The sequence below is a fragment of the Paraburkholderia sp. 2C genome (assembly GCF_054589215.1).
Genome location: NZ_BAAILL010000032.1, coordinates 503527 through 529670, shown reverse-complemented (window position 1 = coordinate 529670; position 26144 = coordinate 503527). Strand labels below are relative to the sequence as shown.

25 protein-coding genes and 1 pseudogene are annotated in these 26144 nt (G+C 63.5%); 11 read left to right on the top strand and 15 right to left on the bottom strand.

The window, feature by feature from the left end; all coding sequences use genetic code 11:
- Window positions 1-284, bottom strand: a pseudogene (locus ACYPXD_RS10575) (hypothetical protein); the annotation flags it as partial.
- 191 nt (window positions 285-475) lie between these two features.
- Here ACYPXD_RS10575 and ACYPXD_RS10570 point away from each other — a divergent pair.
- Window positions 476-1183 carry a dienelactone hydrolase family protein gene (locus tag ACYPXD_RS10570; RefSeq protein WP_459710587.1) on the top strand — a complete coding sequence of 236 codons (708 nt, stop codon included), beginning with the start codon at window positions 476-478 and terminating at the stop codon, window positions 1181-1183.
- 86 nt (window positions 1184-1269) lie between these two features.
- Here ACYPXD_RS10570 and ACYPXD_RS10565 read toward each other — a convergent pair whose 3' ends face one another.
- Both ACYPXD_RS10565 and ACYPXD_RS10560 read right to left on the bottom strand, forming a co-directional pair.
- Window positions 1270-1620, bottom strand: a complete 351-nt coding sequence (locus ACYPXD_RS10565) for a c-type cytochrome (RefSeq protein ID WP_459710585.1) — start codon at window positions 1618-1620, stop codon at window positions 1270-1272.
- Window positions 1617-2885, bottom strand: a complete 1269-nt coding sequence (locus tag ACYPXD_RS10560) for a PQQ-dependent sugar dehydrogenase (protein WP_459710583.1) — start codon at window positions 2883-2885, stop codon at window positions 1617-1619. The genes ACYPXD_RS10565 and ACYPXD_RS10560 overlap by 4 nt, the downstream gene beginning before the upstream one ends.
- A 272-nt stretch (window positions 2886-3157) precedes the next feature.
- On the opposite strand from ACYPXD_RS10560, the gene ACYPXD_RS10555 reads away from it, so the two are divergent.
- Entirely contained in the window at window positions 3158-3979 is an 822-nt protein-coding gene (locus tag ACYPXD_RS10555; RefSeq protein WP_459710581.1) for an enoyl-CoA hydratase/isomerase family protein, read from the top strand.
- Between the two features lie 135 nt (window positions 3980-4114).
- Here the strand turns inward: ACYPXD_RS10555 and ACYPXD_RS10550 are convergent, their stop codons facing one another.
- From ACYPXD_RS10550 to ACYPXD_RS10530, 5 genes are all read right to left on the bottom strand, one after another.
- Window positions 4115-5266 (bottom strand): ABC transporter substrate-binding protein, encoded by a 1152-nt coding sequence (locus tag ACYPXD_RS10550; protein ID WP_459710579.1) that lies wholly within the window; start codon window positions 5264-5266, stop codon window positions 4115-4117.
- A gap of 101 nt (window positions 5267-5367) precedes the next feature.
- The gene (locus ACYPXD_RS10545) at window positions 5368-6300 is read right to left on the bottom strand and encodes a 3-hydroxyacyl-CoA dehydrogenase (protein ID WP_459710576.1); all 933 of its coding nucleotides are present in this window, start codon (window positions 6298-6300) and stop codon (window positions 5368-5370) included.
- A gap of 112 nt (window positions 6301-6412) precedes the next feature.
- Window positions 6413-7150, bottom strand: coding sequence for an ABC transporter ATP-binding protein (locus ACYPXD_RS10540; protein WP_459711441.1), 738 nt, complete (start codon window positions 7148-7150; stop codon window positions 6413-6415).
- Window positions 7143-8936, bottom strand: coding sequence for a branched-chain amino acid ABC transporter ATP-binding protein/permease (locus ACYPXD_RS10535; protein ID WP_459710574.1), 1794 nt, complete (start codon window positions 8934-8936; stop codon window positions 7143-7145). Before ACYPXD_RS10535 ends, ACYPXD_RS10540 begins: the two co-directional genes overlap by 8 nt.
- Entirely contained in the window at window positions 8933-9814 is an 882-nt protein-coding gene (locus ACYPXD_RS10530; RefSeq protein WP_459710572.1) for a branched-chain amino acid ABC transporter permease, read from the bottom strand. The genes ACYPXD_RS10535 and ACYPXD_RS10530 overlap by 4 nt, the downstream gene beginning before the upstream one ends.
- A 222-nt stretch (window positions 9815-10036) precedes the next feature.
- On the opposite strand from ACYPXD_RS10530, the gene ACYPXD_RS10525 reads away from it, so the two are divergent.
- Window positions 10037-10840, top strand: coding sequence for a FadR/GntR family transcriptional regulator (locus ACYPXD_RS10525; RefSeq protein WP_459710570.1), 804 nt, complete (start codon window positions 10037-10039; stop codon window positions 10838-10840).
- Between the two features lie 47 nt (window positions 10841-10887).
- Here the strand turns inward: ACYPXD_RS10525 and otnI are convergent, their stop codons facing one another.
- From otnI to ACYPXD_RS10500, 5 genes are all read right to left on the bottom strand, one after another.
- Window positions 10888-11670 carry a 2-oxo-tetronate isomerase gene (gene otnI, locus ACYPXD_RS10520; RefSeq protein ID WP_459710567.1) on the bottom strand — a complete coding sequence of 261 codons (783 nt, stop codon included), beginning with the start codon at window positions 11668-11670 and terminating at the stop codon, window positions 10888-10890.
- Between the two features lie 47 nt (window positions 11671-11717).
- Window positions 11718-12380: a 3-oxo-tetronate 4-phosphate decarboxylase gene (otnC, locus tag ACYPXD_RS10515; protein ID WP_459710565.1), complete on the bottom strand. Its 663-nt coding sequence runs from the start codon at window positions 12378-12380 to the stop codon at window positions 11718-11720.
- Window positions 12377-13672, bottom strand: coding sequence for a 3-oxo-tetronate kinase (otnK, locus tag ACYPXD_RS10510; protein WP_459710563.1), 1296 nt, complete (start codon window positions 13670-13672; stop codon window positions 12377-12379). The genes otnC and otnK overlap by 4 nt, the downstream gene beginning before the upstream one ends.
- Window positions 13673-13682: 10 nt before the next feature.
- The gene (denD, locus tag ACYPXD_RS10505; RefSeq protein ID WP_459710561.1) at window positions 13683-14657 is read right to left on the bottom strand and encodes a D-erythronate dehydrogenase; all 975 of its coding nucleotides are present in this window, start codon (window positions 14655-14657) and stop codon (window positions 13683-13685) included.
- Window positions 14658-14820: 163 nt separating this feature from the next.
- Entirely contained in the window at window positions 14821-15693 is an 873-nt protein-coding gene (locus ACYPXD_RS10500; protein WP_459710558.1) for a FadR/GntR family transcriptional regulator, read from the bottom strand.
- 221 nt (window positions 15694-15914) lie between these two features.
- Between ACYPXD_RS10500 and ACYPXD_RS10495 the strand changes: the two genes are divergently transcribed.
- The 6 genes from ACYPXD_RS10495 to ACYPXD_RS10470 all read left to right on the top strand — a co-directional run bounded on the left by ACYPXD_RS10495 (window position 15915) and on the right by ACYPXD_RS10470 (window position 24377).
- The gene (locus tag ACYPXD_RS10495) at window positions 15915-17225 is read left to right on the top strand and encodes an MFS transporter (RefSeq protein WP_459710556.1); all 1311 of its coding nucleotides are present in this window, start codon (window positions 15915-15917) and stop codon (window positions 17223-17225) included.
- Window positions 17226-17249: 24 nt separating this feature from the next.
- Complete coding sequence (locus tag ACYPXD_RS10490; RefSeq protein WP_459710554.1) at window positions 17250-19205, top strand: D-apionate lactonase; 1956 nt, start codon at window positions 17250-17252, stop codon at window positions 19203-19205.
- Between the two features lie 2 nt (window positions 19206-19207).
- A complete protein-coding gene (locus ACYPXD_RS10485; RefSeq protein WP_459710552.1) occupies window positions 19208-21169 on the top strand; it encodes a sugar ABC transporter ATP-binding protein in 1962 nt (653 codons plus the stop codon).
- Window positions 21166-22272, top strand: a complete 1107-nt coding sequence (locus ACYPXD_RS10480) for an ABC transporter permease (protein WP_459710549.1) — start codon at window positions 21166-21168, stop codon at window positions 22270-22272. Before ACYPXD_RS10485 ends, ACYPXD_RS10480 begins: the two co-directional genes overlap by 4 nt.
- 43 nt (window positions 22273-22315) lie before the next feature.
- Window positions 22316-23329, top strand: a complete 1014-nt coding sequence (locus tag ACYPXD_RS10475; RefSeq protein ID WP_459710547.1) for a substrate-binding domain-containing protein — start codon at window positions 22316-22318, stop codon at window positions 23327-23329.
- A gap of 181 nt (window positions 23330-23510) precedes the next feature.
- Entirely contained in the window at window positions 23511-24377 is an 867-nt protein-coding gene (locus ACYPXD_RS10470) for a class I SAM-dependent methyltransferase (RefSeq protein WP_459710545.1), read from the top strand.
- A gap of 78 nt (window positions 24378-24455) precedes the next feature.
- On the opposite strand, the gene ACYPXD_RS10465 is transcribed toward ACYPXD_RS10470, so the two are convergent.
- Complete coding sequence (locus ACYPXD_RS10465; protein ID WP_459710543.1) at window positions 24456-24770, bottom strand: hypothetical protein; 315 nt, start codon at window positions 24768-24770, stop codon at window positions 24456-24458.
- Between ACYPXD_RS10465 and ACYPXD_RS10460 the strand changes: the two genes are divergently transcribed.
- Both ACYPXD_RS10460 and ACYPXD_RS10455 read left to right on the top strand, forming a co-directional pair.
- A complete protein-coding gene (locus tag ACYPXD_RS10460) occupies window positions 24760-25056 on the top strand; it encodes a hypothetical protein (RefSeq protein WP_459710541.1) in 297 nt (98 codons plus the stop codon). The genes ACYPXD_RS10465 and ACYPXD_RS10460 overlap by 11 nt on opposite strands.
- Window positions 25016-25387 carry a hypothetical protein gene (locus ACYPXD_RS10455; protein ID WP_459710539.1) on the top strand — a complete coding sequence of 124 codons (372 nt, stop codon included), beginning with the start codon at window positions 25016-25018 and terminating at the stop codon, window positions 25385-25387. The genes ACYPXD_RS10460 and ACYPXD_RS10455 overlap by 41 nt, the downstream gene beginning before the upstream one ends.
- On the opposite strand, the gene ACYPXD_RS10450 is transcribed toward ACYPXD_RS10455, so the two are convergent.
- Window positions 25388-26113 (bottom strand): GntR family transcriptional regulator, encoded by a 726-nt coding sequence (locus ACYPXD_RS10450; protein ID WP_459710537.1) that lies wholly within the window; start codon window positions 26111-26113, stop codon window positions 25388-25390.
- Between the last annotated feature and the right edge of the window lie 31 nt (window positions 26114-26144).

Below are 26144 nucleotides of genomic sequence, written 5' to 3'. Positions count from 1 at the left end.
ACCGTGGTGGTCGCGACCACCACGGCCCAGTAGATGGCGGGGTGATAGCGGTCGCTGCGCACCTGAAGTGTCAGCGTGATGACAAAAAACGCAAGGAAGATGAGTGTGGCGACCGCATAGCCGAGATTCAGCGTCATCGATAATGCATCGCCGCCTGTTTCGCCGACTGTGGTCGCAAGGATCTTTACGATCCAGAAAACCGCGGTGGCTTGCGGCACCTTGCTGAGCAGCCCGTCCTGACTGCTGGTTGTGCTGTTGCGGTACGTTGATGCTGATTGCGTCACTTTGCGCCTCCAAAGACCTATTCCACGTACGTGCGTCGTTTGTATCTGCATATGGAATAAGCACGATGTTGAAGGAAGGCGGCTTAAGGCTCCCTTAGCTGCACTGCACCAGAATCTGCACGGGCGCGCGGGCGGCGCTATGCTACTGCTTTCGCTGCTCCTCCTCCTTTTTCTGTCACTAAGGACTTTTCATGAAATCGCACCTCGGATCGATGGTCGGCTTTCGCCGGCCCGACGGCAAAGACGTCAACGGCTATCTGGCGAAGCCCGAAAACCCGCAGGGCGCGCCCGCGGTGGTCGTGCTGCAGGAATGGTGGGGCGTCAACGACCAGATTCGCGGCGTGGCCGACCGCCTCGCGCAATGCGGCTATCTCGCGCTGGTGCCCGATCTGTACCGCGGCAAATCGACCGTCGAGGAAGAAGAGGCGCACCACCTGATGTCGGGGCTCGACTTCGGCGATGCCGCATCGCAGGATATTCGCGGCGCCGTGCAGTATCTGAAGCAGCAAGCGCCGCGCGTGGCCGTGATGGGCTATTGCATGGGCGGCGCGCTCGCGTGGCTTTCGCTTTGTCAGACGCCGGAGCTCTCGGCCGGCGTGATCTTTTATGGCTACCCGCCAATCGACTATATCGACGCGTCGAAGATCAAGGTGCCGGTGCTCGCGCACTGGGCCACGCAAGACGCATTCTTCGCCGAGGCAGGCGTCGATACGTTGGCCGCGAAACTCAAGGAAGCGAATGTCGATGCGCAGTTCCATCGCTATCTTGCGCATCATGCGTTCGCGAACGAGACGGCCGTCGGCCCAGGCCGCATCGCCGGCACGCAGTTCGATCCGGTGTGGTCGCAACTGTCGTGGGATCGCACGCTGACGTTCCTTGCGCGCAAGCTTTGGGCTTGAGCCTTCGGAGCCGCAAGCATAACCCGCGTTGGTTTAACTGACGGGATGACAAGGGCGCGCGGTGCAGGCATCGCGCGCCCTTTTTGTTACGGCTTCAGGCTGTGATAGAACGCTGCGAGATTGGCGATATCCGTATCGGACAGCGGCTTGACGACGGTCGACATCATCTCGTTCTTGCGCTCGTCGCTTTTGAAGTCGTGCAGCGCCTTCACCAGATAGTCCTCGTTTTGCCCCGCCAGATTCGGCGCCTCGGGAAGCTTCGAGAGGCCGTCGAGCCCGTGGCACGCCTGGCATTGCACGGCCTTCGCGCGACCGGCGGCGATATCGGCCGCGAATGCCGCATCCGCGGCAGCGCCTGCAGCCGCGAATGCAGCCGCGAATGCAGCCGATATCGCGAGCAACGCGGCCGCCGATCCCGGTCGCGCCAGACGCGTCATTTCGCCCCCGTGTACGAGATGCGGTAAATCGCGCCCGCATAGTCGTCCGATACGAGCAGCGAGCCGTCCTGCAACTGCTGCACGTCGACCGGGCGGCCCATGTATTCGCCGTCCGGCGTGAGCCATCCCTCGGCGAAAACTTCGGCGGTGCCGGCCGTGCCGTCATCCTTGATCGGGATGTACATGAGGCGCGCCCCGATCGGTTTCGTGCGGTTCCACGAACCGTGCTCCGCATCGAAGATGCCACCCTGGTACTTCGCCGGGAACATCTTGCCCGTGTAGAACGACATGCCGAGATCGGCCGCGTGCGCGGCGAACTCGACCTGCGGGAAGACCACGCCGGCGGGCGGCGTGCTGTCCTTGTACTCTTCGGTGCGGACCTTGCCGCCGCCGTACCATGGGAAGCCGAAGTTTTCGCCCGCCTTCGTCGCGTGGTTCAGTTCGCCCGGCGGGATATCGTCGCCCATGCCGTCGACCTGATTGTCCGTGAACCACAAGGTGCCGTCTTTGGGGTTGAAGTCGAGGCCGACCGAATTGCGCACGCCGTGCGCGTAGACCTCGCGATTCTTGCCGTTCTGGTCCATGCGGATGATGCCCGCGAGGCCATTCTTGTCAAGCTCGCTTAGCTTGTCCTTGGGCGGCACATTCCAGGGCTGGCCCAACGCGATATAGAGCTTCTTGTCCGGCCCGATGCGGCACACGCGTGCGCCGTGATTGAAGCTCTCGAACTGCGTCGGGATCAGCTTGCCTTGCGGCACGACGACGGCCGCCGCGACATCGGGTCCGCCTTCGCCGAAGAACTGCGCGGCGGGGAACGCCAGCACACGGTTCTGTTCGACCACATACAGCACGCCGTCGGGCGAGAAGCACACGCCGTTGGGCACCTTGAACGTGACGGAGCTCGCGAACGAGACGACGTCGTCGGCAACCCGGCGCTTCGTGCGATCGGTGACTTGCCAGACGCGCGCGCGGCGCGTGCCGACAAACACGACGCCGGTCGACGGCTCGATTGCCATATGACGCGCATCGGGCACCACTGCATAAAGCTCGATCCTGAAGCCGGGGGGCAGCTTGATCTGCTTGAGGTTCTGGCGCAGCGCGTCGGCGCGCTCGCCGGTTTGCGGCACTGTTTCGGGCGGCGTCTTGTTGCCGGTCTGCTGGAAGTTGGACAGTGCGGTGACGTTATCTCCCGCCGCTTGCGCGGCGGGCAGGGTCGCGACGAGCGTCGCGACGGCGAACGGCAGAAGCTTGAGCGTTGCCTTCATTGCTGTGTCTCCATGGAATTGTGCTTTTGGCGACTGCAACTGCTGACTCGACTTTCTTTTACTTCATGCGCAAATCAGTAGCGTTATAGGTGATTTCACGTGGCGCGGCGCGGGAAAAACTCCCGACTTTCCCTACAGATTGCCTGCATTTTTTTCAGGCCGGAACGGTCGCATCGTCTTAAGCGGCATCGCGTCGGGGCGGTGACTTGACATTCCTTGCGGTGGGCGGCGCAATGAAAGCCTATTCCGATCTTCGACAGGGACGTCACGCAATGACTCGACCCAACGAGCAGTTTTCGATCGACCGGCGCAGCGATGCATATTGGCGCGTGACCTTTAGCAACCCGCCCATCAACATGCTCGATCCCGACACCATCAAGGAGTTGCAGGCGTTGCTCACGCAGATGGAAACGGACGAAGCGCTGAAAGTGGTGGTGTTCGACAGTGCCGATCCGGACTTTTTTATCGCGCACTACGACGTATCGCGTGCCAAAGACGCGTCGCGCGACCCGGGGCCGAGCGGCTACGCGCCGTGGATCGACTTTACGCATCGGCTCGGCAGCGTGCCGGTGCTCAGTATCGCGGCGGTGCGCGGCCGCGCGCGCGGCGTGGGCAGCGAGTTCGCGCTTGCATGCGATATCTGCTTTGCGAGCCTCGAGAGGGCGGTGTTCGGTCAGCCGGAGGTCGGCGTGGGTCTGATTCCGGGCGGCGGTGCGCTCGAGCGCTTGCCGCTCGCGGTGGGCCGCAAACGTGCGCTCGAAATCGTGCTCGGCGCCGACGATTTCGATGCCGCCACCGCGGAACGCTACGGCTGGATCAATCGCGCGGTGCCCGATGCGCGGTTCGATGCGTTTGTCGAACAGTTCGCGCAGCGCATTGCGCGCTTCGAACGCAATGCATTGCGTACATGCAAGGAACTTATCAATCGCACGACGCTGGCGTCAGCGGAGCATCAGAACGAATCGGCGCTCGCATTCAGAGGCGCGTTCGCATGGCCCGGCACGCAGCGTATGGCGGCGGCGTTGATGCAGCAGGGCCTGGGTACGCGCAGCGAGCTTGAACTCGATTTCGGCGAGTATTTGACGAAGCTCTGAAACGCTCGCTGTTGCGAGGTTCGAGCCCATATTTCAGACTCGGGAAGTAAAAAAGCCGCTGCGGCCAACCGGCCGCAGCGGCTTTCGTTTCATGCAACGAATGCAGCAATACAACGAATGCAGCAACGCTTCGCGTTATTGCGCGAAGTCGATATGCTTCACGAACACGATCTTGCCGTTGTCGTTCTTCACGATGTTGTAGCCATGCAGGCCGTCGCCGTTCGCATCGAACGAGTACGTGCCTTCCACGCCCTTATAGCCCTTGATCGCGTGCAGCGCCTTGGCGATATCGTCCGGCTTCGCGCTGTTCGCGTTCTTGATGGCGAGCGCGAGCAGCTTCACTGAATCGTAGGCCCACGCCGAATAGAAGTCCGGCTCAACCTTGTACGCGGCGCGATATTTCTGCGCATACGCTTGCGCTTCGGGGCTCGAATCGGGCGCGAAGTCGGCGATCGAATACGAGCCGTACAACGCGTCGCCGGCCAGCTGCATCGCGGTCGCGGTCGAAACCGACGGCGAGCCGATCCATGCCGCCTTCACGCCAAGCTGACGCAGCTGCTTGCCGAAAATCGCGACGTCGGTCGAGTTCGCGATATATGTGGCCACGATATCGGCGCCCGAGTTCTTCACCGCCAGCACGATCGGCGTGAAGTCCTGCGAATTGCTCGTGAAGCCTTGCACGATCACCGGCGTGATGCCCGCCGCCTTCAGCGCTTCGGTCAGCGCCTTTTCGCCGCCGTTGCCGAATGCATCGGTCGAATGCACGATCGCCCACTTCTTCAGCTTCAGCGTGTTCACGCCGTAGTCGGCGATCACCCGGGCCGAGTAACCGTCGTTCGGCCGTGCGCGGAAAATCCACGGGTTGTTCGCATGCGTGAGGCCGACGTCGGTGCCGCCCACCATGATCGGCAGCTTCGCGCGCATCACGGTCGGCGAAATCGCCTGGATCTGCGTGCTGCGCACCGTCGCGATCAGCGCCGAGAGATTGCCCGCGCTGGTCAGCTTCGAGATGGCGAGCACCGAGCCCGGGTTCGTGCTCTGGTTATCCTCGTTGCGCACTTCGAGCTGGCGGCCCAGCACGCCACCGGCCTTGTTGACTTCGTCGACGGCGAGCTTCGCGCCGTTCGCCTGATAGATACCGGCTTCGGAGCTTGGGCCCGTGCTCTCGGTCATCATGCCAAACGTGATCGGGTCGGCGGCGAATGCCGTCGACGTTGCAAGTGCGAGAGAGGCGGCGGCAGCCGTGGTGGCCGCGATCGCAGCCAGCCATGACGATGTTTTTTTCATTGAGGTGTGTCTCCGTACGTTCCGGGCCGGATGGCCCGGTGTGATGGTCAAGTGTTCAACTTCACAACGTCCCCAGCTTCAGACTTCATTGATTCGAACGTTCATTCGTTAGGCGCGCCGCGTTTGTGCACGACGAGGTTCATCAGCCGCTCGTCGCGCCATGCCGAGCGCGCGGGCCGCTTGTCGGCGGGCAGTTCGGCGAGGCGTTCCTGCTCGAGCTTGCCGAGCAGCGCGTCGTGCCATTTGCGCGGTGTCGCTTGCGTGGCGATGTCGAAATACAGCGGACCGTAGCGGCCGCAGTAATCGCGAATGCCGCCCGGCGCGTTCAGATCGATCGTTTCCATCGGGCCCATAAACGACCAGCGCAGGCCAAGGCCATCCTTGACAGCCTTGTCGATATCGCCGCCGCTTACATAACCGTCTTCGACGAGACGGAATGCTTCGGCAAGCAGCGCGCCTTGCAGACGGTTGACGATAAAGCCCTGAATTTCGCGGTTCACGACGATCGGCACCTGGCCCACGCGCGCATACAGCGTGCGGGCGCGCTCGATCACGGCCGGATCGGTCCACGGCGCCGGCACGAGTTCGACGAGCGGCACGACCGAAGGCGGATTGATCGGGTGGCCGACGAAGCAGCGTGCGCGGCAGGCGAGTTCTTCGGTAAATGCGGAAGCCGGAATGCCCGACGTCGAACTGGCGATCAGCGTGTTCGGGCCGACCAGCTTGTCGAGCTTCGCGTAGACCTCTTTTTTCGCATCGACAGTTTCGCGCACGTTTTCCTGGACGAAGTCCGCGCCGCGCAGTGCTTCTTCGAGCGAGGCCGTCGCGCTCACGCGCGCGATCACCACGTCAGGTTCTTCGTTGATCAAACCGACCGCGCGCTGTTTGACGAGACCGGCCATGACCGTGTCGCGCGCGGTTTCGACGGCTTTCGCATCGATGTCGAACAGCGTGACCGTGTGACCGGCGCGCGCGAACACCGACGCCCATGCACAACCGATCAAGCCGGCGCCGATGATTGCGATTTTTTCCATCTTCGACTCTCCTGTGTGTTCCGCAAACGGAACGAATAAGCGTGAATGCGAAGCGTCGCCGCGGCCAAAGCGACAGTGGCCGCGAGCGCCGGCGACGCAGCGTAAGAACGGGTTAGCCGGCCGCCGGCGCGGGCGTCTTGCCGCCGCCGAGATAGGCCGCGCGCACTTCTTCGTTGTTGAGCAGCGCGCCGGGCGTGCCTTCGACGATCACCCGCCCCGTCGACAGCACATAGCCGCGATCGGCCACCGACAGCGCCATATTTGCGTTCTGCTCGACGAGCAGCACCGTGGTGCCGCGCTCGCGAATCGTGCGGATCGTCGCGAACAGTTGCTGAACGATGATCGGCGCGAGGCCCAGCGACGGCTCGTCGAGCAGGATCAGCTTCGGCTTCGACATCAGGCCGCGCGCGACCGCGAGCATTTGCTGCTGGCCGCCCGACAGGCTCCAGCCGAGCGCGTTCGACAGGCGCTTGAGATCCGGGAAAATCGCGTACATCTCTTCGACTTCCGATTCGAGCGCGCGCCGCGGCACGTGGCCGCGCGGCGACGAGCCGATCATGATGTTTTCCTTGACCGTCAGTCCCGGAAAAATGCGGCGTCCTTCCGGCACATGCGCGATGCCCATCTTCACGATCTTTTCCGGCGATGCGCGCTCGATCGATGCGCCGTTGAAGCGGATCTGCCCGCGCGTGGCCGGCACGAGGCCCGAAATATTGCGCAGCGTAGTGGTCTTGCCCGCGCCGTTCGCGCCCAGCAGCGTGACGATCTCGCCTTGCTCGACGTGCAGCGACACGTCGTTCAGGGCCTGCACGTGGCCGTAGTGGCTTTCGATATTCGACAGTTCAAGCAGCGGCATGCGCGTTCTCCCCGAGATAGGCAGCAACCACGTCCGGATGGCGCATCACGTAAGCGGGCTCGCCTTCGGCGATCTTCTTGCCGAAATTCAGCACCGTGATCGTGTCGGATACCTGCTCGATCAGGCTGATGTCGTGTTCGATCAGGAAGATCGTCATGCCATGGCCTTTCAGGCGTTTCAGCAGTTCGCCGAGGTTCTTCTTTTCCGTGAGGTTCAAGCCGGCGGCCGGTTCGTCGAGCAGCAGAAAGCTCGGATGACCCGCCAGCGCGCGGGCGATTTCGACGAGACGCTGATGCCCGTAGGGCAGGTTCTTCACCGTCATATGCATCTGCTCGGCCATGCCGACGAACTTCAGCGCCGACATCGCGCGCTCGGTCAACGCGGCGCGGCTCGTACCGATCGGATTGTTCGCGCGCTGCGCGCCGACCATCACGTTCTCGATAACCGACATCGAGGCAAACAGGCGAATGTTCTGGAAGGTGCGGCCGATGCCGAAGCTCGCGCGCTGATGCGGCGACATCGCGGTAATGTCGACGTCGTCGAACAGAATGCGGCCGCTCGTCGCCTTGTAGATGCCGTTGAGCACGTTGAGCGTGGTCGTCTTGCCGGAGCCGTTCGGCCCGATCAGCGTATGCACGGTGCCGCGCGACACTTCGATCGAAATACCATCCACGGCTTTGACACCGCCGAAATGCTTCGCGACGTTTTCGAGCCGCAGAATCGGCGCGGGGTTCGCGATCGACACATCGAGTTCGAGCGGTTTGATGTGCTCGAGGTCCACTTTCGGCGCCTTTTTAAAGCGGTCGAAGCGGCCGCGCACGATGCCCCATATGCCGGCGGGCAGAAACACCATGATCAGGATCACGGCGAGGCCGTAGACGGCGAGGTAAATGTCCTTCAGAAAGCGCAGCCATTCGGGCAGCACGATCAGCAGGCCGGTGCCGAACACGCCGCCGAAGGCGGAGTCGGCGCCGCCCAGCAGCGTCATCGTCAGGAATTCGATCGAGCGCGCGAAGTTGAAGTTGTCGGGGCTGATGTACGCGAAGCCTGCGGCGTAGAACGCGCCGCCGACGCCGGCGAGCGCCGCGCTCATCGTGAATGCGGTGACTTTCACGCGTAGTGTGTCGACGCCGGTGACTTCCGCGGCGAGTTCGTTTTCGCGCACGGCCCGCATCGCGCGGCCGATGCGCGTATGCGGCAGCCACCAGACCAGCGCCACGGCCGCGTACAGAAACACGAGACACAGCACGACGTAGACGCGGTCGTCGGCGAACTGGAAGCCGAAAATCGACGGCCGCTGAATGCCCGCGACGCCGTCCGGACCTTGCGTCACGCTCGCCCAGTTCACCATCACGAGATCGAAGATCTGCTGAAAGCTGATCGTGATCATCGCGAGATAGTGGCCGCCCAGACGCAGCGTCGTGAGGCCGAGCACGAAGCCGGCGATGGTCGCGAGCCCGATGCCGAGCAGCAGCGTGATCCAGAAATTCAGGCCGAGCACGACGGTGCCGAGCCCGACTGCATAGGCGCCAAGGCCGAAGAACGTCGCCTGCGCGAGATTGATCTGCCCGGTATAGCCGAGCACGACGGTCATGCCGAGCACGGCGATCGCATACGTCGCCGCCTGCATGAAGATGTTCAGCACATACGGCGTAAGCGGAAACACGAACGGCACAAGTGCGAGCGCAACCGCGACGATGATCGCCGCGACGCCGCTGAAGGAAAACCGTGTGGCGCGCGTGCCCGGCGCCGGTCCGGTGGAGGCAGGTGCCTGGCTCATGCTTTCTCCGAAATCTTTTCGCCGAAGATGCCTTGCGGACGCAGCATCAGGAACAGGAACAGCAGCAGAAACGCGAACGCGTCCTTATAGGCAACCGAGATGTACTGGGCGCCGAAGCTCTCGACGACACCGAGCAGCAGGCCGCCGATAATCGCGCCCGTGATGTCGCCGAAGCCGCCGATGATCGCCGCGGCGAACGCCTTCAGCGCAATGATCGAACCCATGCCGATCGACACGAACAGGATCGGCGAGACGAGCGCGCCGGCCAGGCCGCCGAGCACCGCGCTATAGAAGAACGTGAACGCGATCATCGCCGCGACCGGAATGCCGACGAGGCGCGCCATGTCCTTGTCCTGCGACGTGGCCTGCAGTTTCTTGCCGAGCATCGTGCGTTCGAACAGCAGGTACTGGAAGGTCACTGCAATCGCGGTGAAACCGAGAATGGCGAGGTATTGCGTGTCCATGAACACGCCGCCGACGTCGATGCCGGGCGTGTCGAACAGGCGCTTCATCGCGCGCGGCTGCGGACCGAAGATATAGAGCGCGGCGTTCTGCATGAAGATCGACGCGCCGAGCGTGCTGATGATCACGGGCAGAAACGAGCGATGCCGCAGCGGGTAATACACGCCGAGCGCGAAGATCACACCAAAGATGCCGAGCACGACGAGCGCGAGCACGAATGCAAGCCAGTAGGGCAGGCCGCTGCTCAGAAACGCGACCATCGCGAAACCGCCGGCCATCGCAAAGTCGCCTTGCGCGAAATTGACGACGTTGGTGGCTCTGACGATCAGCACGAAGCCGAGCGCGACCAATGCATAGATCGAACCCAGCGCGAGTCCGGCAAACAGCACCTGGACGTTGTTGACCACGAAGCTCATGCGCTTCTCTCCTCTCTTGGGCGGCGCGGCCTGATTGCGCTGCACCGCTGACGTCGCGGCCATGATGCGGGCCGCGAACCGTGTCTCCCCGGGTGGTGGACTTAAACGACTACATGTATAAAATCTGTATGCGGATGGTATAAACCTGTTCCAATGCTGTCAACAGAAATCGGATTTGCGTACAATGACCGGATGGTCAAAGACTTTGAAAGGATGGGAAGAATGAGCCCGGCGACCCCACGCGTTGCGGCCGAGACAGACGAAACGGGTGGCACGTTCGATGCCGGCACGCTGGGCGAACGCGTCGCCGAAAAGCTGTTGTCGAAAATTCGTGGCGACGGTCTCGCACCGGGCACGCGCCTGCCTTCCGAACATGCGATGGCGCAGCACTTCGGCGTGAGCCGCACGGTGATGCGCGAAGCGATTGCGCTGCTGAAGGCAGACGGCTTGTTGACCACGCGCAAGGGCAGTGGTGCGTTTATCAGTCAGACCGCGTTTCCGCACGCGGCCAAGGGCGATCCGCTGACCGAGCAGTCGGTGCAGTCATTGTTGAACCTGACTGAAGTGCGGCGCGGGCTCGAAGCGGAGATTGCGGCGCTGGCGGCGGTGCGGCGCACGCCGGGGCAGCTCGCGGAGATCGAGCATGCGCTGCGGCGCGTCGAAGATGCGATGCGCGCGGGCGGCGATGGTGTCGAAGAAGATGTGCAGTTTCATCTGCGCATCGCGGAGGCGACGGGCAACCCGTACTGGGTGCGTTTCGTCGAGATGTTCGCGCAGCAAATCCGGCTGGCGGTGAAGGTCACGCGCGCGAACGAAGCGCGCCGGATGGACTTCGTCGGCCAGGTCAAGGAAGAACACGAGCGGATCGTCGCGGCGATCGTCGCCGGCGATCCGGACGAGGCGCGCGTCGCGGCCGGCGATCACATGCTGTGCGTTGCGGAACGCGTGCGGCTTGCGGACCGCGACTTCTGGGCGGGCAGCGGCGGCAAGCTCGCGCGCGATCTGGTGAAGGACTTCGGCGTTTGATTACGCAGACGCGCACGCAAACGCGTACGCAAAAACCGTCCAGGCGTCTAGCCGAGCCACTTCTTTGCCCAGCCGAGGCCGGCCGAGGTCGGGCCCTTCGGAATGTACTCGCAGCCGATCCATCCGTCGTAGCCGAGTTCGTCGATGAGGTCGAACAGGTACGGGTAATTCACTTCGCCGAGGTCCGGTTCGTGACGGTCGGGCACGCCGGCAATCTGCAGGTGGCCGATATCGTTTTTCATCATCTGCTTCAGTTTCACCGCGAGATCGCCTTCCATGATCTGGCAGTGATAGAGGTCGAACTGCACCTTCAGGTTCGCCGCGCCGGCTTCGTCGCAAATCTTCTTTGCGTCGCCTTGCAGATTCAGAAAATAGCCGGGCATATCGCGCGTGTTGATCGGCTCGATCACCACCGTCAAGCCATGCTGTGCCGCTTGCGATGCCGCATATGCGATGTTGCGCACATAGACGTCGCGATGCCGCGCGCGGTCCGCGTCGGCGGCCACCAGGCCCGCCATGAAATGAAGCTTGCGATTGCCGAGCACGTGCGCGTATTGCAGCGCGGTGTCGACGCTGCGCTTGAACTCGTCTTCGCGGCCCGGCAGGGCGGCGATGCCGCGCTCGCCGTTCGCCCAGTCGCCGGGCGGCGCATTGAACAGCGCTTGCTCGAGGTTGTGCCGCTTGAGCAGCGCCGCGAGGTCCTCGGCCGGATAGTCGTACGGAAACAGATATTCGACAGCTTTAAAGCCGTCTGCCGCGGCCGCGCCGAAGCGGTCGAGGAACGCGTGCTCGCGGTACATCATCGTCAGGTTGGCGGCAAAGCGGGGCATGGTCGTCTCTGATAGGTAAGGGTGTGGCCGGGTGCGCGCGGCGCATGTTACCAGCGCGCGCCGAACGTCGTGCGCAGGTCGTCGATTTGCGCGTCCGTGAGCGGCGCGGGTCGCGGGTCGGTCATGAGCCACAACTGCGCGGTTTCCTCGAGTTCTTCGAGCGCCCATGCGGCCTGCGACACGCTTGCGCCCCACACGACCGGGCCAAGCCGTTCCAGCAGCACGCCGCGCACGTCGTTTGCCAGCGCGCGCACGCGCTCGGCGACGCTCGGGTCGCCGGGGCGGCAATACGGAATGAGCGGAATGTGGCCGACCTTCATCACATAGTACGGCGTGATCGGCGGCAGCACGTCGTCCTGCTTCCACACGCCGGCGAGCGTCAGCGCGACGAGATGGGTGGAATGCGTGTGCACGACGCCGTGCATCGCGGGGTTCGTGTCGTAGATGCCGCGATGCAGCGCGAGCGTTTTCGACGGCTTGTCGCCGCTGACCCATTCGCCGTCGCGCCCAACCTTCGCGATCTTCGCCGGATCGAGATGGCCGAGGCATGCATCGGTCGGCGTGATGAGCCAGCCGTCCTCGAGGCGCGCGCTGATATTGCCTGCCGAGCCGACCGTATAGCGGCGCGAATACAGATCGGCGCCGATGCGCGCGATCTCTTCGCGCGCGCGGCTTTCGGCCGCGGCGGCGGACGTGACGGTCGTGCTCATTGCTGCGCTCCAAGCGTGTCGAACAGGCCAAGCGTCTTGCTGAAGAAATCGACGGTGCCGAAGTTGCCGGACTTCAGCGCAAGCGCGAGCGGCGTCGCGCCGATCGAGACGGTGGCCGGCACGCCCGGATCGATTTGAGGCCCGATTTGCAGGGCTTTGACGTCGAGCGCATTGACCACCGCGCCCGATGTCTCGCCGCCTGCCACGACGAAGCGGCGTACGCCAGCATCGTGCATGCGGCGTGCAATCGCGGCGAGCGCCTGCTCGACGAGTTCGCCCGATGCGGCGGTGCCGAGCTGCTTCTGCACGGCGCTGACTTCTTCGGGCGCACTGGTTGCGTACACCAGCACGGGGCCTTTGGCGAGCAGCGGTTCCGCGAATGCCATCGCTTCGTCGACCACTTTGTCGCCGCGTGAGAGTGCGAGCGGATCGACGCGGAACGCGGGGCGTCCGCTGTCGCGCCAGTGCGCGACCTGCGCTTGCGTCGCGCGCGAGCAGCTGCCGGACAGCACAGCGGACAGGCCCGTTACGCCGGGCACGCGCTCGCTGTTCTTCGCGGCGGGCAGCAAGCCTGCTCGTTCGAAATTGCGCGGCAGGCCGAGTGCTAGGCCGGAGCCGCCGGTCAGCAGCAGATCGTTCGCGCACGCTTCGCCCAGCGTGTAGAGATCTTCGTCGGAAATCGCATCGGCAATGGCGAGTGCGGCGCCGTCACGCTGCAAGGCCGCGCGCGCTTCGTTGACGGCCGCGGCGCCGCGTTGCACCGTGTCGTAGCGCAGCAGGCCCACCTTGGTTTGCGTTTGCCGCTGCAGCACGCGCACGAGGTTCGCGTCGGTCATCGGCGTGAGCGGATGGTTCTGCATGCCCGATTCGTTGAGCAGCAGGTCGCCGACAAACAGATTGCCGCGAAAGACGGTGCGGCCGTTTTCCGGAAACGCCGGGCAGGCAATCGCGAACGGCGCGTTCAGCGCTTTCATCAGCGCGTCGGCGACGGGGCCGATATTGCCGGCATCGGTCGAATCGAAAGTCGAGCAATACTTGAAATAGAACTGCTTGCAGCCGAGCTTTTGCAGCCACGCGAGCGCGGCCAGCGATTCGGCGACGGCCTGCTCGCGCGGCGCGGTGCGCGATTTCAGCGCAACCACGATCGCTTCGGCGGGCGTATCGAGCGGGCCGCTCGGCACGCCGATCGTTTGAACGGTGCGCATGCCGCCGCGCACGAGCATGTTGGCGAGGTCGGTTGCGCCCGTGAAGTCGTCGGCGATGCAGCCGAGCAGGGCGGTGGATGAAGTCATGATGGCGGGCCTATTGTGCGGCGTTATCGCGAATGAAAGCATGCACGACGCTGTCGAAATCGGCGTCGAAGACAAAGCCGAGCGAGCGCGCGTAGTCGGCCGAGAAGTTGCCCGGCCACGAATTGACGATGCGCTCGATCGCCGGGTCGCGTTCCATCTTCACGCGGTCCGCCACCTTATCGCCAGCAATGCGCCGCAGCGAAGCGAGCATGTCCTGCACCGATACCGACAGGCCAGGCATATTGATCACGCGCCCTTGCGTGAGCTTTTCTTTCGGCAGTTCGAAGCCGTGCAGCAGATTCTCGATCGCGCGATCGGGCGACATCAGCCAGAGAATGGTTTCCGGCGCAACCGGGCATACCGCGTCGACGCCGTTGATCGGCTCGCGGATGATGCCGCTCGCGAAGCTCGACGCCGCGCGGTTCGGCTTACCCGGCCGCACGACGATGGTCGGCATGCGCAGGCTGCGGCCGTCGATATAGCCGCGCCGGCTATAGTCCGCGAGCATCAGGTCGGACAGCGCCTTTTGCGTGCCGTACGAGCTTTGCGGCGACCACACTTGCGAGTCGGGCACGGTGGCCGGCATTGCGCCGCCGAACACGGCGACCGAACTGGTCATGACGAAGCGCGCCTGCGAGCCGAGCGCGCGAATGCGTTCGAACAGTGCGCGGGTAGCGTCGAAGTTGATGCGCATGCCGAGTTCGAATTCCTGTTCGGCCTGGCCCGACACGATGGCGGCGAGGTGGAATACGGCGTGCGTGTTCGCGTCGATGAGCTTGTCGATTTGCGCGGGGTTGGCGATATCGCCGGTGAGCGGATGCACGCGCGGGTCGTCGATGCCTTCGAGCGGCACCACGTCGAACGCATCGATGCGCTCGATGGCGACCGGTTTGCCGGTCGGGCCGGTCAGTTCGCCGCGCGCAAGCAGCGCGCGAATCAGACGGCGGCCGAGGAAGCCTGCCGCACCGGTTACCAGCACTTTCATATGTGTCTCCATACAGGTCGCGCGAGATTGCGCACGGCGAAGGGTCGCGTATCGCCGCTGGGTCCATGCCAAAGTTGTATGATGATGTTATCTTAGGACGGCGGGCGTGGCAAACTTCATGGTGCGTCTTGGTGCGGGTTGGTGCTTGCGCGCAGGATGTTTTCTAGCTGCGCGAGTTGCTGCTGCGAGTGCTTTTGCCGGCGTTGCCGCCGGGTGTACCACGTTTTGCCGCTTTCTTTTCTTCGTTGATCAGGGGCCGCGCCGCCGCGCTGCCGACATCCTCCCAGAACGCCGAGTCCGCCTCCTGGATGCGCGCGCCGGCGTTGTCGATATGCGTGATGGCGGCCTGCCGCGCGGCGTCTGCGTCTTGCGTGGAAATCGCGTCGAAGATCGCGCGGTGTTCGTTGCGCACCTGGGTCGAAAAATCGTCGCGGCGCGCCTCGTTCGTGCGCGTCACGCGGATCGCCGCATGCGTGAACTGACTGATGAATTCGAGCAGCGACGGGTAGAGCGGATTGCCGGTGGCGCGCGAAATCGCCATGTGGAAAGCGAGGTCTTCGTCGACGCCGTCGCGCTTTTCCCTGGCGGCTGCATCGATGGCGGCAAGCGCGCGCTTGATGTCGGCCAGCTGCGCGCGCGTGCGGCGCTGCGCGGCCAGCGCGGCCGCTTCCGCTTCGATGCCGCGGCGCAATTCGGTGACGCGCAGCACCGCGTCGACCGAATCTTGCGGATCGATGTCGAGCCGGAACGCGGTCGTGCGGTTCGGCTCGCGCACGACGGTGCCGCTGCCCTGGCGCACTTCGACGAGGCCGTCGGACTTCAACCGCGAAATCGCTTCGCGCACGACGGTGCGGCTCACGCCGAAGCGCTCGGAGATCACCTGTTCGGTCGGCAGCCGCGTGCCGGCCGGAAATTCGCCGCCCTTGATCTTGTCGAGCAGAACGGCCGTGACGCGATCGGCAAGCGTGCCGACATTCGTGATGACCGGTGCGTCGAACGTGGCGGAAGAGCGGGGCGTAGAGGTGGAGGTGGCCATGTCGTGTTTCACAGAAGACTGCGCGAAAGACTGCGGAGACGTTCAGTTGTCTTTATAGGCGATGCGTTGACACGGTACCACTTTCTACCTATGATCGGAACCGCATAGATAACACATATGGTTATCATACAAATTCGACCTCGAGCCCATAAGGGCCTCCGAGCCGATAGCCTTCCGAAAGATAAAGCGGCCAGACAGCGCCGCGGTAAGGAGACAAACCGGTGCAGACCGAGTCGGTAGAAGTCGTAACACGCGTCGACGCGCAGGCATTCGAAGCGCGCACCTACGCAAAAGTCACCTGGCGCATCGTGCCGTTCCTGATGTTCTGCTATCTTGTCGCGTATCTCGACCGTGTGAACGTCGGCTTCGCGAAGCTGCAGATGTCGTCGGACCTGCATTTTTCCGACACGGTTTACGGTCTCGGCGCCGGCATCTTCTTTATCGCGTACTTCCTCGTCGAAATTCCCAGCAACATCATTCTTCATCGCGTCGGCGCGCGGCTCTGGATGGCGCGCATCATGATCACATGGGGCGTGATTTCGTCGGGCATGGCGTTCGTCACCACGCCGACCGCGTTTTACGTGATGCGCTTCCTGCTCGGTCTTGCCGAAGCGGGCTTTTATCCCGGCGTCATTCTTTACCTGTCGTACTGGTATCCGTCGCATCGGCGCGGCAAGATGTTCGCGGCGTTTGCCGCGGCGGTGCCGCTCTCGGGTTTGATCGGCGGTCCGCTGTCCGGTTACCTGCTGCATGCGTTCACCGGCGTGATGAACCTCGCGGGCTGGCAGTGGCTGTTCTTTATCGAAGGCTTGCCTTCGATTGCGGCGGGCATCGCGGCTATTTTCGTATTGACCGACGGCATTACGAAAGCGAAATGGCTGACCGCTGAAGAACGCGCGCTGCTCACCATGAACATCCGCGAAGATTCGGCGCACAAGGCCGACCATTCGGTACTCGAAGTGTTCAGGAACGGGCGCGTGTGGCTGCTTACCGCGATCTATTTCTGCCTGATTTGCGGTTTCTATACGGTCGGCTTCTGGCTGCCTACGTTGATCTCGTCGACCGGCGTCAAAGACCCGCTGCAAATCGGTCTTCTGACCGCGATTCCGTACGGCGCCGCCGCTGTGACGATGATGCTCGTGTCGCGCAGCGCCGACCGCCGCCGGGAACGGCGCTGGCATCTTGCTTTTACGGCGGTGCTCGGCGGCGTCGGCCTCATCATGTCCGCGGCGTTCGGCTCGCAGCCGGTGCTCGCGATGATCGGTCTCACACTCGCGGCGATGGGCGGCCTGAGCACGCTGCCGATGTTCTGGAGCCTGCCGACGGCGTTCCTCGGCGGCTCGGCCGCGGCGGCCGGTATTGCGCTGATCAATTCGTGCGGCAATCTGGCCGGCTTCGTGAGTCCGTATCTGATCGGCTTTATCAAGGACACCACGCATAGCGCCAACCTGGGTTTGTACGCGATGGCAGGGGCGCTCTTCGTCGGCACACTGTTGACGTTTATCGTGCCGGGCAAGGTGGTCAACCGTTAGACATCCGGTGCCGAGGAGGGAGCAATGCAAACAGTCGAAGCACTCGCAGTTGCACTCACCGGTACGGCGCAAACCGAATCCGAGCCGGTACGTCTGGCAGCCGGGCCGCTGACCGTCGAGTTCGATGGCGGCGGCCTGCGTTACGTTTGCTACGGGGAAGTGGAAGTCATCCGTGCGATCTCGTTCCTCGCGCGCGATGAGAACTGGGGAACGCATGCGCTGAAGCTCGACGACGTGCAGATCGAGCAGCGCGACGATGCGTTCGAGGTGCGGTTTCGCGGCGCATGCGGGCCGGGCGGCACGGAGTTGCAACTGAGCGCATCGATCGTCGGCAATGCGCGCGGTCAGTTCGAATTCAATGCAAACGCGACGCTGGCGGGCGACCTGCTGACCAACCGCACCGGCTTTGTCGTGCTGCATCCGCTCGAAGTGTCGGGCAAACCCGTAGTGGTCGAGACCGTCGACGGCCAGCGCCAGTCGACGCGTTTTCCGGAAAAGATCGATCCGTTCCAGCCGTTTCGCGATATCCGTGCGCTGACCACGCAGCACAGCGATGCATTGAGCGTGGAAGTGCGGATGGAAGGCGACACGTTCGAGATGGAGGATCAGCGCAACTGGTCCGATGCATCGTTCAAGACCTATGTGCGGCCGCTCGCATTGCCGTGGCCTTATACGCTTGCGAAAGGGTCGACGCTTGCACAGTCCGTGAAAGTAACCGTGCAGGCGGCGCGGCCCGTTGCCGCAAGCCGTGCGTCCGGTACGGCCGCCGCGCCCGCGCGCGTCCGGCTCGATGCCTTTGCCCGCGCGCAAGGTGCCGTGCCGCAACTCGGTATCGGCGTGCGCGCCGGGGATCTCGATACGGCGCTGCAGCATGCCGATGCACTGCTTGCGTTGAATCCCGCGTACTTCATCGCGCATCTGGACCTGCGTCGCGACGACCCGGCCGAAGCCGTGGCGCGTTTCGCGCAACTGGCCGACACGGCGCGCGTGCCGTACGTGCTCGAAATCGTCTTGACCGGCGACGGCGACCCGGCCGATGAAATGCGCCGCGTGGCCGCTGCGGCAAGCGGACGTGCGGCGCCGGTTGCGCTGCAGGTTTCGCCCGCGCCGGATCTGAAAGCCGTGCTGCCGGGCAGCCCATGGCCACCGTGTCCGTCGTTCGACGACGTGTTCGCGGCCGCGCGCGCGGCGTTTCCCACTACGCCGCTCGGCGGCGGTACGTTTGCCTATTTCACCGAACTCAATCGCAAGCGGCCGCCGTTCGACAAGCTCGATTACGCGACGTTTACGACGTGCCCGATCGTGCATGCGGCCGACGACCGATCCGTGATGGAAACGCTCGCGACGCTGCCGTTCATCGCGAACAGCGTCGCGGCGCTCGCCGGCAAGACGCCATATCGCGTCGGACCCGGCACGATCGCTGCGCGCGATAACCCGTATGGCGCGGCGACACTGCCGAACGAAAGCGGCCCCCGCGCGAAGCGGATCTGCCTGACCGACAACGATCCGCGGCAGCGCGCGTTGTTCGGCGCCGCATGGAATCTCGGTTATTTCGCCGCGTTTGCGGCGGGCGGCGCGACGCATATCGCGCTCTCCGAGTTGACCGGCCCGCGTGGCCTGTTCGACAGCGGCAAGCCGACGCCGCTGTTCCGCGTGCTCGCGTCGTTGGCGCAGGCGCGGGGTGCGCAGATGGCGAATCTCGAGGTCGAGCCGGGACGCGTGCCGCTTGCCGCATTCGCGGCGCAGCGGGCGGCGGCGACGACGCTATGGATTGCCAATCTTTCCGCGCAAGCGAATCCGGTCGAACTCGATATCGGCGGTACAGACAAACGCGCGCCGAACGGCGCGACAGTCGCGCGATGGCTGCCAGGCGTCGATTTTGCCGATGCGCCGCCGCCGCATGCGCCGTTGACAGCCGGCACGTTAAAGCTCGAGCCCTACGAAACCGCTGAAATTCGCTTACTCGCGTCAACGTCCTGACGATGAACACCGAAGCCGCCGCAACTGCCGGCATGGCCGGCGCCGAGGCACCTGACGAGATCCTGCGTGCCGAGCACGTGACGAAGCTGTTCGGCCCGGTCCGCGCGCTAAAAGACGGCTCGCTCACGCTGCGCGCCGGTGAAGTGCATGCGCTCGTCGGCGTGAACGGCGCGGGCAAGTCGACGCTCTCGCGCATTATCAGCGGCCATTTGCGCCGTTCCGAAGGTCTGCTGCGCTACAAAGGCCAGGACGTCGACTTCGCGATGCCGCGCGACGCGATGCGCGCGGGTATTTCGCTCGTGTTGCAGGAAACGAGTATCGCGCCCGATCTCTCGGTCATGGAGAATCTGTGCCTCACGCATTTCGGCCAGCCTGAGCGGCTCGACTGGAAGGCGCTCAAGCGCAAGGCCGAAGCGGTGCTCGAGGAGTTGCATCAGGCCGAGCATTTGCCGCTGCACAAGCGGGCTGGGGATCTCTCCATGGCGCAACGGCAAATTATCGAAATCGGCCGTGCGTTGCAGCAGGACTCCGACCTCATCATCTTCGACGAGCCGACTGCGTCGTTTTCGCCGACCGAAGTCGCGAGCCTGTTCGAAGTGATGCGCTTGCTGCGTTCGCGCGGCAAGGCGCTCGCGTTCGTCTCGCATCGGCTCGAAGAAATCTTCGAGATTACCGATTGCGTGACGGTGATGCGTGACGGCCGTACCGTTGCCGCCGACGTCGCGACGCGGGAACTGACGCCCGCGTCGCTGATCCAGCTGATGGTCGGCCGCACGATCGAGAATCTCTACGAGCGCGGCAGCGCGCCGCCCGCGCAGGCACGTGTTGCCGACGCGCCGTTGCTCGAGGTCAGCCATCTCGCGTCGGGCTCGATGGTGCGCGACGTGTCGTTCACGCTGCACGCGGGCGAAATTCTCGGGCTCGCGGGTCTCGTCGGCGCGGGCCGCTCGGAGACGATCGAAACGATCTTCGGGCTGCGCAAGCGCGATAGCGGCACGGTCCGGTTGAACGGCGAGCCGTTCGCGGCCGCGTCGCCGCGCGATGCAATCGCGCGCGGTATCGGCCTGATCGGCGAGGATCGCAGGCGGCAGGGCATCGTGCCGGACTTCTCGGTGACCGAGAACCTGCTGCTTGCGCATCTGGGCCGCGACCGCGGCATTCATCGAAACTACGAGCAGCATTTCGCCGAGATCGACCGGCTGATGACCGAGCTCGACATGCCTGAGCACATTCTGACCGCGCCGATGCTCGGCCTGAGCGGCGGGCAGCAGCAGAAGGTGATCTTCGCACGCTGGCTGTTGCTGAGTCCATCCGTGCTGCTGCTCGACGAGCCGACGCGCGGCGTCGATATCGGCACACGCAATACGATCTACCAGATCATCCGCAAGATTGCGGCGCGCGGCATCGGCGTCGTGGTCGTGTCGTCGGATTTCGATGAAGTGCTCGGTTTGTCGGATCGCGTGGTCGTGCTGAGCGACGGCGTTTCGGTCGCGCAGGCGACGAGCGATCTGCTCGACGCCGAGATTCTTGCGACTTATGCGGCGCCGCGCTCGTCCGCGCAAGGCGTGCACGATGCGCTCGGCGACCTGTCCGCGCAGTTCGGTGCGACGAGCTACTGGCTGCAGGTCGAGCGTGGCCGGGTGTTCTGCTTCGATGTCGTGGCGCATGCGAATGCACCGGTCGGTATCGCCGCGGAACGCTTTCCTCTGATCGACGAAACCGCGATACCGCGCGCGCTCGATACACAAAAGGCCGGAACAGTGATCGACGATGGCCCGCTGCATTCGGTGCTCTTCAGGCTGGTGAACCAGAGCGGCCACTCGTTCGGTTATATCGGCGTGAGCGCGCCTTTGTCGGCGGCGCTCGATGCGCAGGCGGTGCGCAAGCAGATGACGCAGAACATGACCCGTCACGGCGTGGGGCAACTTCTTGTCGCGGCGCAAGGGGAGGAGACAGCGGTATGAGCAGCAACGATCTGAAAGCGCAGGGCCACGGTCGTAATGCCGGCGGTAATGGCGTGCAAACCCCGGGTGCGCAAAGCGCTGGAGAGGGTGGCGCGGCCGCCGCCGCGCTACCGGCCACCCCGGCCACCCCGGCCGCGCGCCGCCGTCATGCGGGCTTCGTCCATCGCTTTGCGCTCGAAATACGCATGCTCGTGGTGCTGATCGTGCTGTCGATCGCGCTGTCGCTGATCTCGTCGCACTTCTTCTCGCTCGGCAACCTGTTCAACCTGATGGACCAGTCGGTCGTGACCGGCATCGCCGCGATCGGGCAGACGTTCGTGATTCTGGTGGCCGGCATCGATCTGTCGGTCGGCGCATTGACCGGCGTGGCCGGCATCGTGCTCGGCCTCGCGCTGACATCGGCCGGTTTGCCGGTGCCGGTCGCGATCGCAGCGGCAATCGTGTTCGGCGGCCTGATGGGGCTTGTCAACGGCTTGCTCGTCACATTCGGCCGCATCGCGCCGTTTATCGTCACGCTCGGCATGATGTCGGTCGCTCGTTCGCTCGCGTACGTGATCAGCGACGGCAATTCGATTTCATCGCTGCCGCAAGGGCTTTCCTATATCGGCTCGGCCGACGTATTCGGTATACCCGCGAACTTCCTGTTCGTCGTGTTGCTGTTCGCGCTCGCCTGGTACTACCTGACCTTTACCAAAGGCGGCCGCACCATCTATGCGATCGGCTCGAATATCGAAGCGGCGCGCGCATCGGGTCTCAAGGTGACGTACTACACGACGCTCGCCTATGTGCTGTCCGGTGCGCTGTCGGCGCTCGCGGCGGTGATGCTTGCCTCGCGTCTGCTGTCGATCGATCCGATTGCCGGCAACGGACTCGAGCTCGATTCCATCGCGGCCGTCGTGATCGGCGGCGCGAGTCTTTTCGGCGGACGCGGTTCGATGATCGGCACGTTTTTCGGCGTGCTGATCATGGGCCTGATCCGCAACGGTCTGAACCTGCTGAACGTGGGACCTTACTGGCAGGGCAGTGCGATCGGCGCCATCATCATCATCGCCGTGCTTGCCGAACGCATCGTGACCACGCGCATCAATCGTCGTGGTCAATGACGTACGTATCGTCGACCAACAATTCATCCAAGGAGACATCGATATGAACCCCATGCACAAGCGGGCATTTCTCGCGCGCACCGCGAAGACGTTCGGCGCCCTGGTGCTCGGCGCGGCATTGAGCGCGTCGTTCGCCAGCGGCGCGTATGCGCAGCAAAGCGCGTCGGGCAAGCGCTTCGCCTATCTGACGCCTGGGCTCGATCTGCCGTTCTGGCGCATCGTCGGCAAGGGGGTGACCGATACGGTCAAGGCGCAGGGCGGTACCGTGACGATCTACGATTCGCACAACGATGCCGCGACGCAATTGAAAAATGCGCAGGACGCGGTTGCGCAAGGCGTGGCCGGCATCGTGATTTCACCGACCGATTCCTCGACGGCGCCGAGCGTGCTGCAGGTCGCCGCGCGCGCGAAGGTGCCGGTGGTGATTGCCGATATCGGCACGAACTCGGGCGAGTATGTGTCGTTTATCAGTTCGGAGAACGAGAAGGGCGCGTACGAAACGGGCAAGAAGCTCGCTGAAGTGATGAAGCAGAAAGGCTGGGATAAGGGCGGCTACGGCATTTCGTCGATTTCGCTCGCGCGGCAGAACGGCAAGCTTCGCACCGAAGGTTTCCGCCGTGCGATGAAGGAAGCGGGCATTCCCGAAGTCGCGCTGAATCAGATGCAGCGCTACACGGCGGACGAAACATTCCGCTTCGTGCAGGACATGATCACCGCGCATCCGGATATGCACGGCGTGTTTGTGCAGACCGACGCGCCGACGCTCGGCGCGGCGCGTGCGATCCAGGTTGCGCACAAGCAGTCCGATATCGCGCTTGTCGCGTTCGACGGAATTCCGCAATTCGTCGACATGATCAAGGACGGTACGCTGACCGCCTCCGGCATGCAGCAGCCGTATCTGATGGGGCAGAAGGCGGCGGGCGCGATGCTCGACCATCTCGCCGGCAAGGAACCGCCGAAGAGTATCGTCGTGCCGGTCGTCGTGGTGTCGAAGGACAATCTCGACCAGCAACTGCCGGTGATCAAACAGACGGTATTCGGCGGCGAGATGAAGTAAAGCCCGCGTGTGCGGGCGCGAGTGCAAAGGTGGAATAAGGCATGGCTGCGCGACGTTCGATGCGAGGTAGCCGCCATGCGTTTATGCTCTGGCTTCGGGGAATAACTGCTGAGGATGCGTATCTGAATGCGTATCGGCGGTTATCCCCCTCATGTCCACCTTTCATGACTGCCCGCCCACAATGACCGTTCCGACACGCCGCAATGCCATTCGACGTCTTGCGCTCGCCTTTGCGGCGAGCGCTTCGCTGACTGTTTTTACCTCGGTCTTTCACGTTGCGCATGCTGCGGATTCGGTATCGCTCGCCGATGCCATTGCGGGTCCGCAGCGCAGCGACGCCAATCGCGCTCGCGACGCCTACCGCCATCCCGCGCAAACGCTGAACTTTTTCGGCCTGACCGACCGCCAGACGGTAATCGAAATCGCGCCTGGCGCGGGCTGGTACACGGAGATTCTCGCGCCGTATCTGCATGCGCACGGCAAGCTGTATGAAGCGCCGTACATCGAGACCGATTCGGAAAGCGCCGCACACCTCGCGCCGATGATCGACCGCTACCAGCAGAAGCTCGCGCAGGATCCCGCGGACTACGGCGGCGTAACGGTGGGTGCGCTGCAGGCGGGTCGCCTGAGCGGCGTCGGCGCACCGGGTACGGCGGACATGGTGCTGACCTTCCGCAATATCCACAACTGGATCAAGGACGGCGATCTCGATGCTAACCTCAAGGCCTTCTATACGGCATTAAAGCCAGGCGGCGTGCTCGGCGTCGAGGAACATCGCGCGAAGCCGGGCACCTCGCTCGCGCAGATCATCGTGACCGGCTATGTGACCGAAGACTTCGTCATCGAGCATGCGCGCGCCGCCGGCTTTGAACTGGCCGGCCGCAGCGAGATCAACAGCAATCCGCGCGATACGAAGGACTATCCGAAGGGCGTGTGGACCTTGCCGCCTACGTACGCGGAAGGCAACACCGATCGCGCACGCTATGCGGCAATCGGGGAATCCGACCGGATGACGTTGCGCTTCGTGAAGCCCGCTGGCGCGCACTGAGGCGCACTGAGCGGCTGCGCTCAGGTCTGCACTGAGGGGCCCCACTGAGGGGCCCCACTGAGGGGCCTCACTAAGCGCCTATTGCTTCATCGAACCGCTCGAGTCCTGCGTTCCCCGAGTGCCGTTTCCTTGCGGCGACATCCCCTGTTCGCGCTTTTGCATCAGCGAGTTTTGCGGCGACGATGCGCCGCTTTGCGGACTGCCGAGCTGATTCATGGTGTCGCCGGCCTTGCCCGGTTCGATACCCTGCTTCACGCCGGGCGTGACGCCTTGCGCCGGCCCTTGTGTCGAACCGGCGCCTGTCACATTGGCACCGCCTGAGTTGGTTTGAGCCATTGCGTTAGCGCTGCCAAGCAACGCAAGCGCACACAGCATCGCAGTGATGCGTTTCATTTTCGCCTCCCGATCCCTGCCCGCGTCGTGTTTCGCCGGCCTGTTCCTTTCAGCTTGCATACGGCGTGCCTTGTGGCTATCTGAACGGAACGAGACCACACTGCGCGAAAACCGGGCCGGTGAAACGCCCTATGTCGACACCGGAAGTGATGGGGTAACGCTTTGCGGAGAAAAAGAAATGCAAAATCACCGCATGTACGGCACGTACGAGATATACGATACCGACGATGAATTTCAAATGACCGTTGCAATTAAAAAAGGAAGCGGATTCAGAAAATATCGATAAAGACGCGCGCGAAATCGATAACGTGGTTCGATTTCCATGGCGCGAAAATCCGATCTCGCAAGATACGGGACGCGCCTTGATTAGCCGCAATAACGCTTCGATCGATTTGCGGACGCCAACCCGCGATGCCGACCCGTGCTTGAAGAAGCGGCGGCTGCGCGCTCACTGGGAACACATCGAGGGCGTCGGTTTGCAGTGCACCTGGATGGAGGAGCCCGAACGCGAACTCGACGCGGCGCCTGAGGCTAAATCCGAAGCGGACAGCAAGACGGACAGCAAAGCGGACGACCCCGCCGCCGCCGAACCCGATTCGGACGCAACTGCAAAATAGCTATGTATCGTCGCGCGGCGTCAGTTTGACAGTCGACATCGTCCGTTCGGCGAGCACCGCATCGCGCTTCGAGAGCAAATGCGCGCGCAGGATCGCGCCCATCTTCTTGCCGTCGCGCGCCTCGAGCGCCTCGATCATCTCTTCGTGATCGCGAATCGCGCTATCCCACTTCTGCGTTTGAAAGTTCGAACGGAACCGCAATGCCTGCAGACGCCGGTTGATCGACAGGTACGTCTGCCGCAGTGCCGAGTTACGCGCGGCTTCGTTGATCTTGTCGTGAATCTTGTGGTTGCGGCTGTAGTAGCCCGACAGGTCGTTCTGCGCACGGCACGCGAGCATCGCGTAATGGAGCGCCTTGATTTCCGCCAGCTCGGCGGGCGTGATGCGCTCGCATGCGAGTTCGCCTGAAAACGACTCGAGCCCGCTCATCAACTCGAAGGTCTCGCGAATCTCGGCGTCGGTCATTTGAGAAACCGTTGCGCCCTTGTTCGGCGAGATATCGATCAGACCTTCGGCGGCCAGCACCTTCAGCGCTTCGCGCAGCGGCGTGCGCGAAATACCGAGCGTCTCGCATAGCTGACGCTCGTTGAGCTTCACGCCGGGCGCGAGCAGCCCCTCGACGATGAAGTTGCGCAAATGGTCGACCACGGTGTCGTGCAGACGCTGCCGTTCGACCTTCGGCAATGACGGCGGCAGCATTGCCTCCGGCATGTCAGCATTTTGCATGCAAAGACCTCATTATTGGTTCGACCGCATT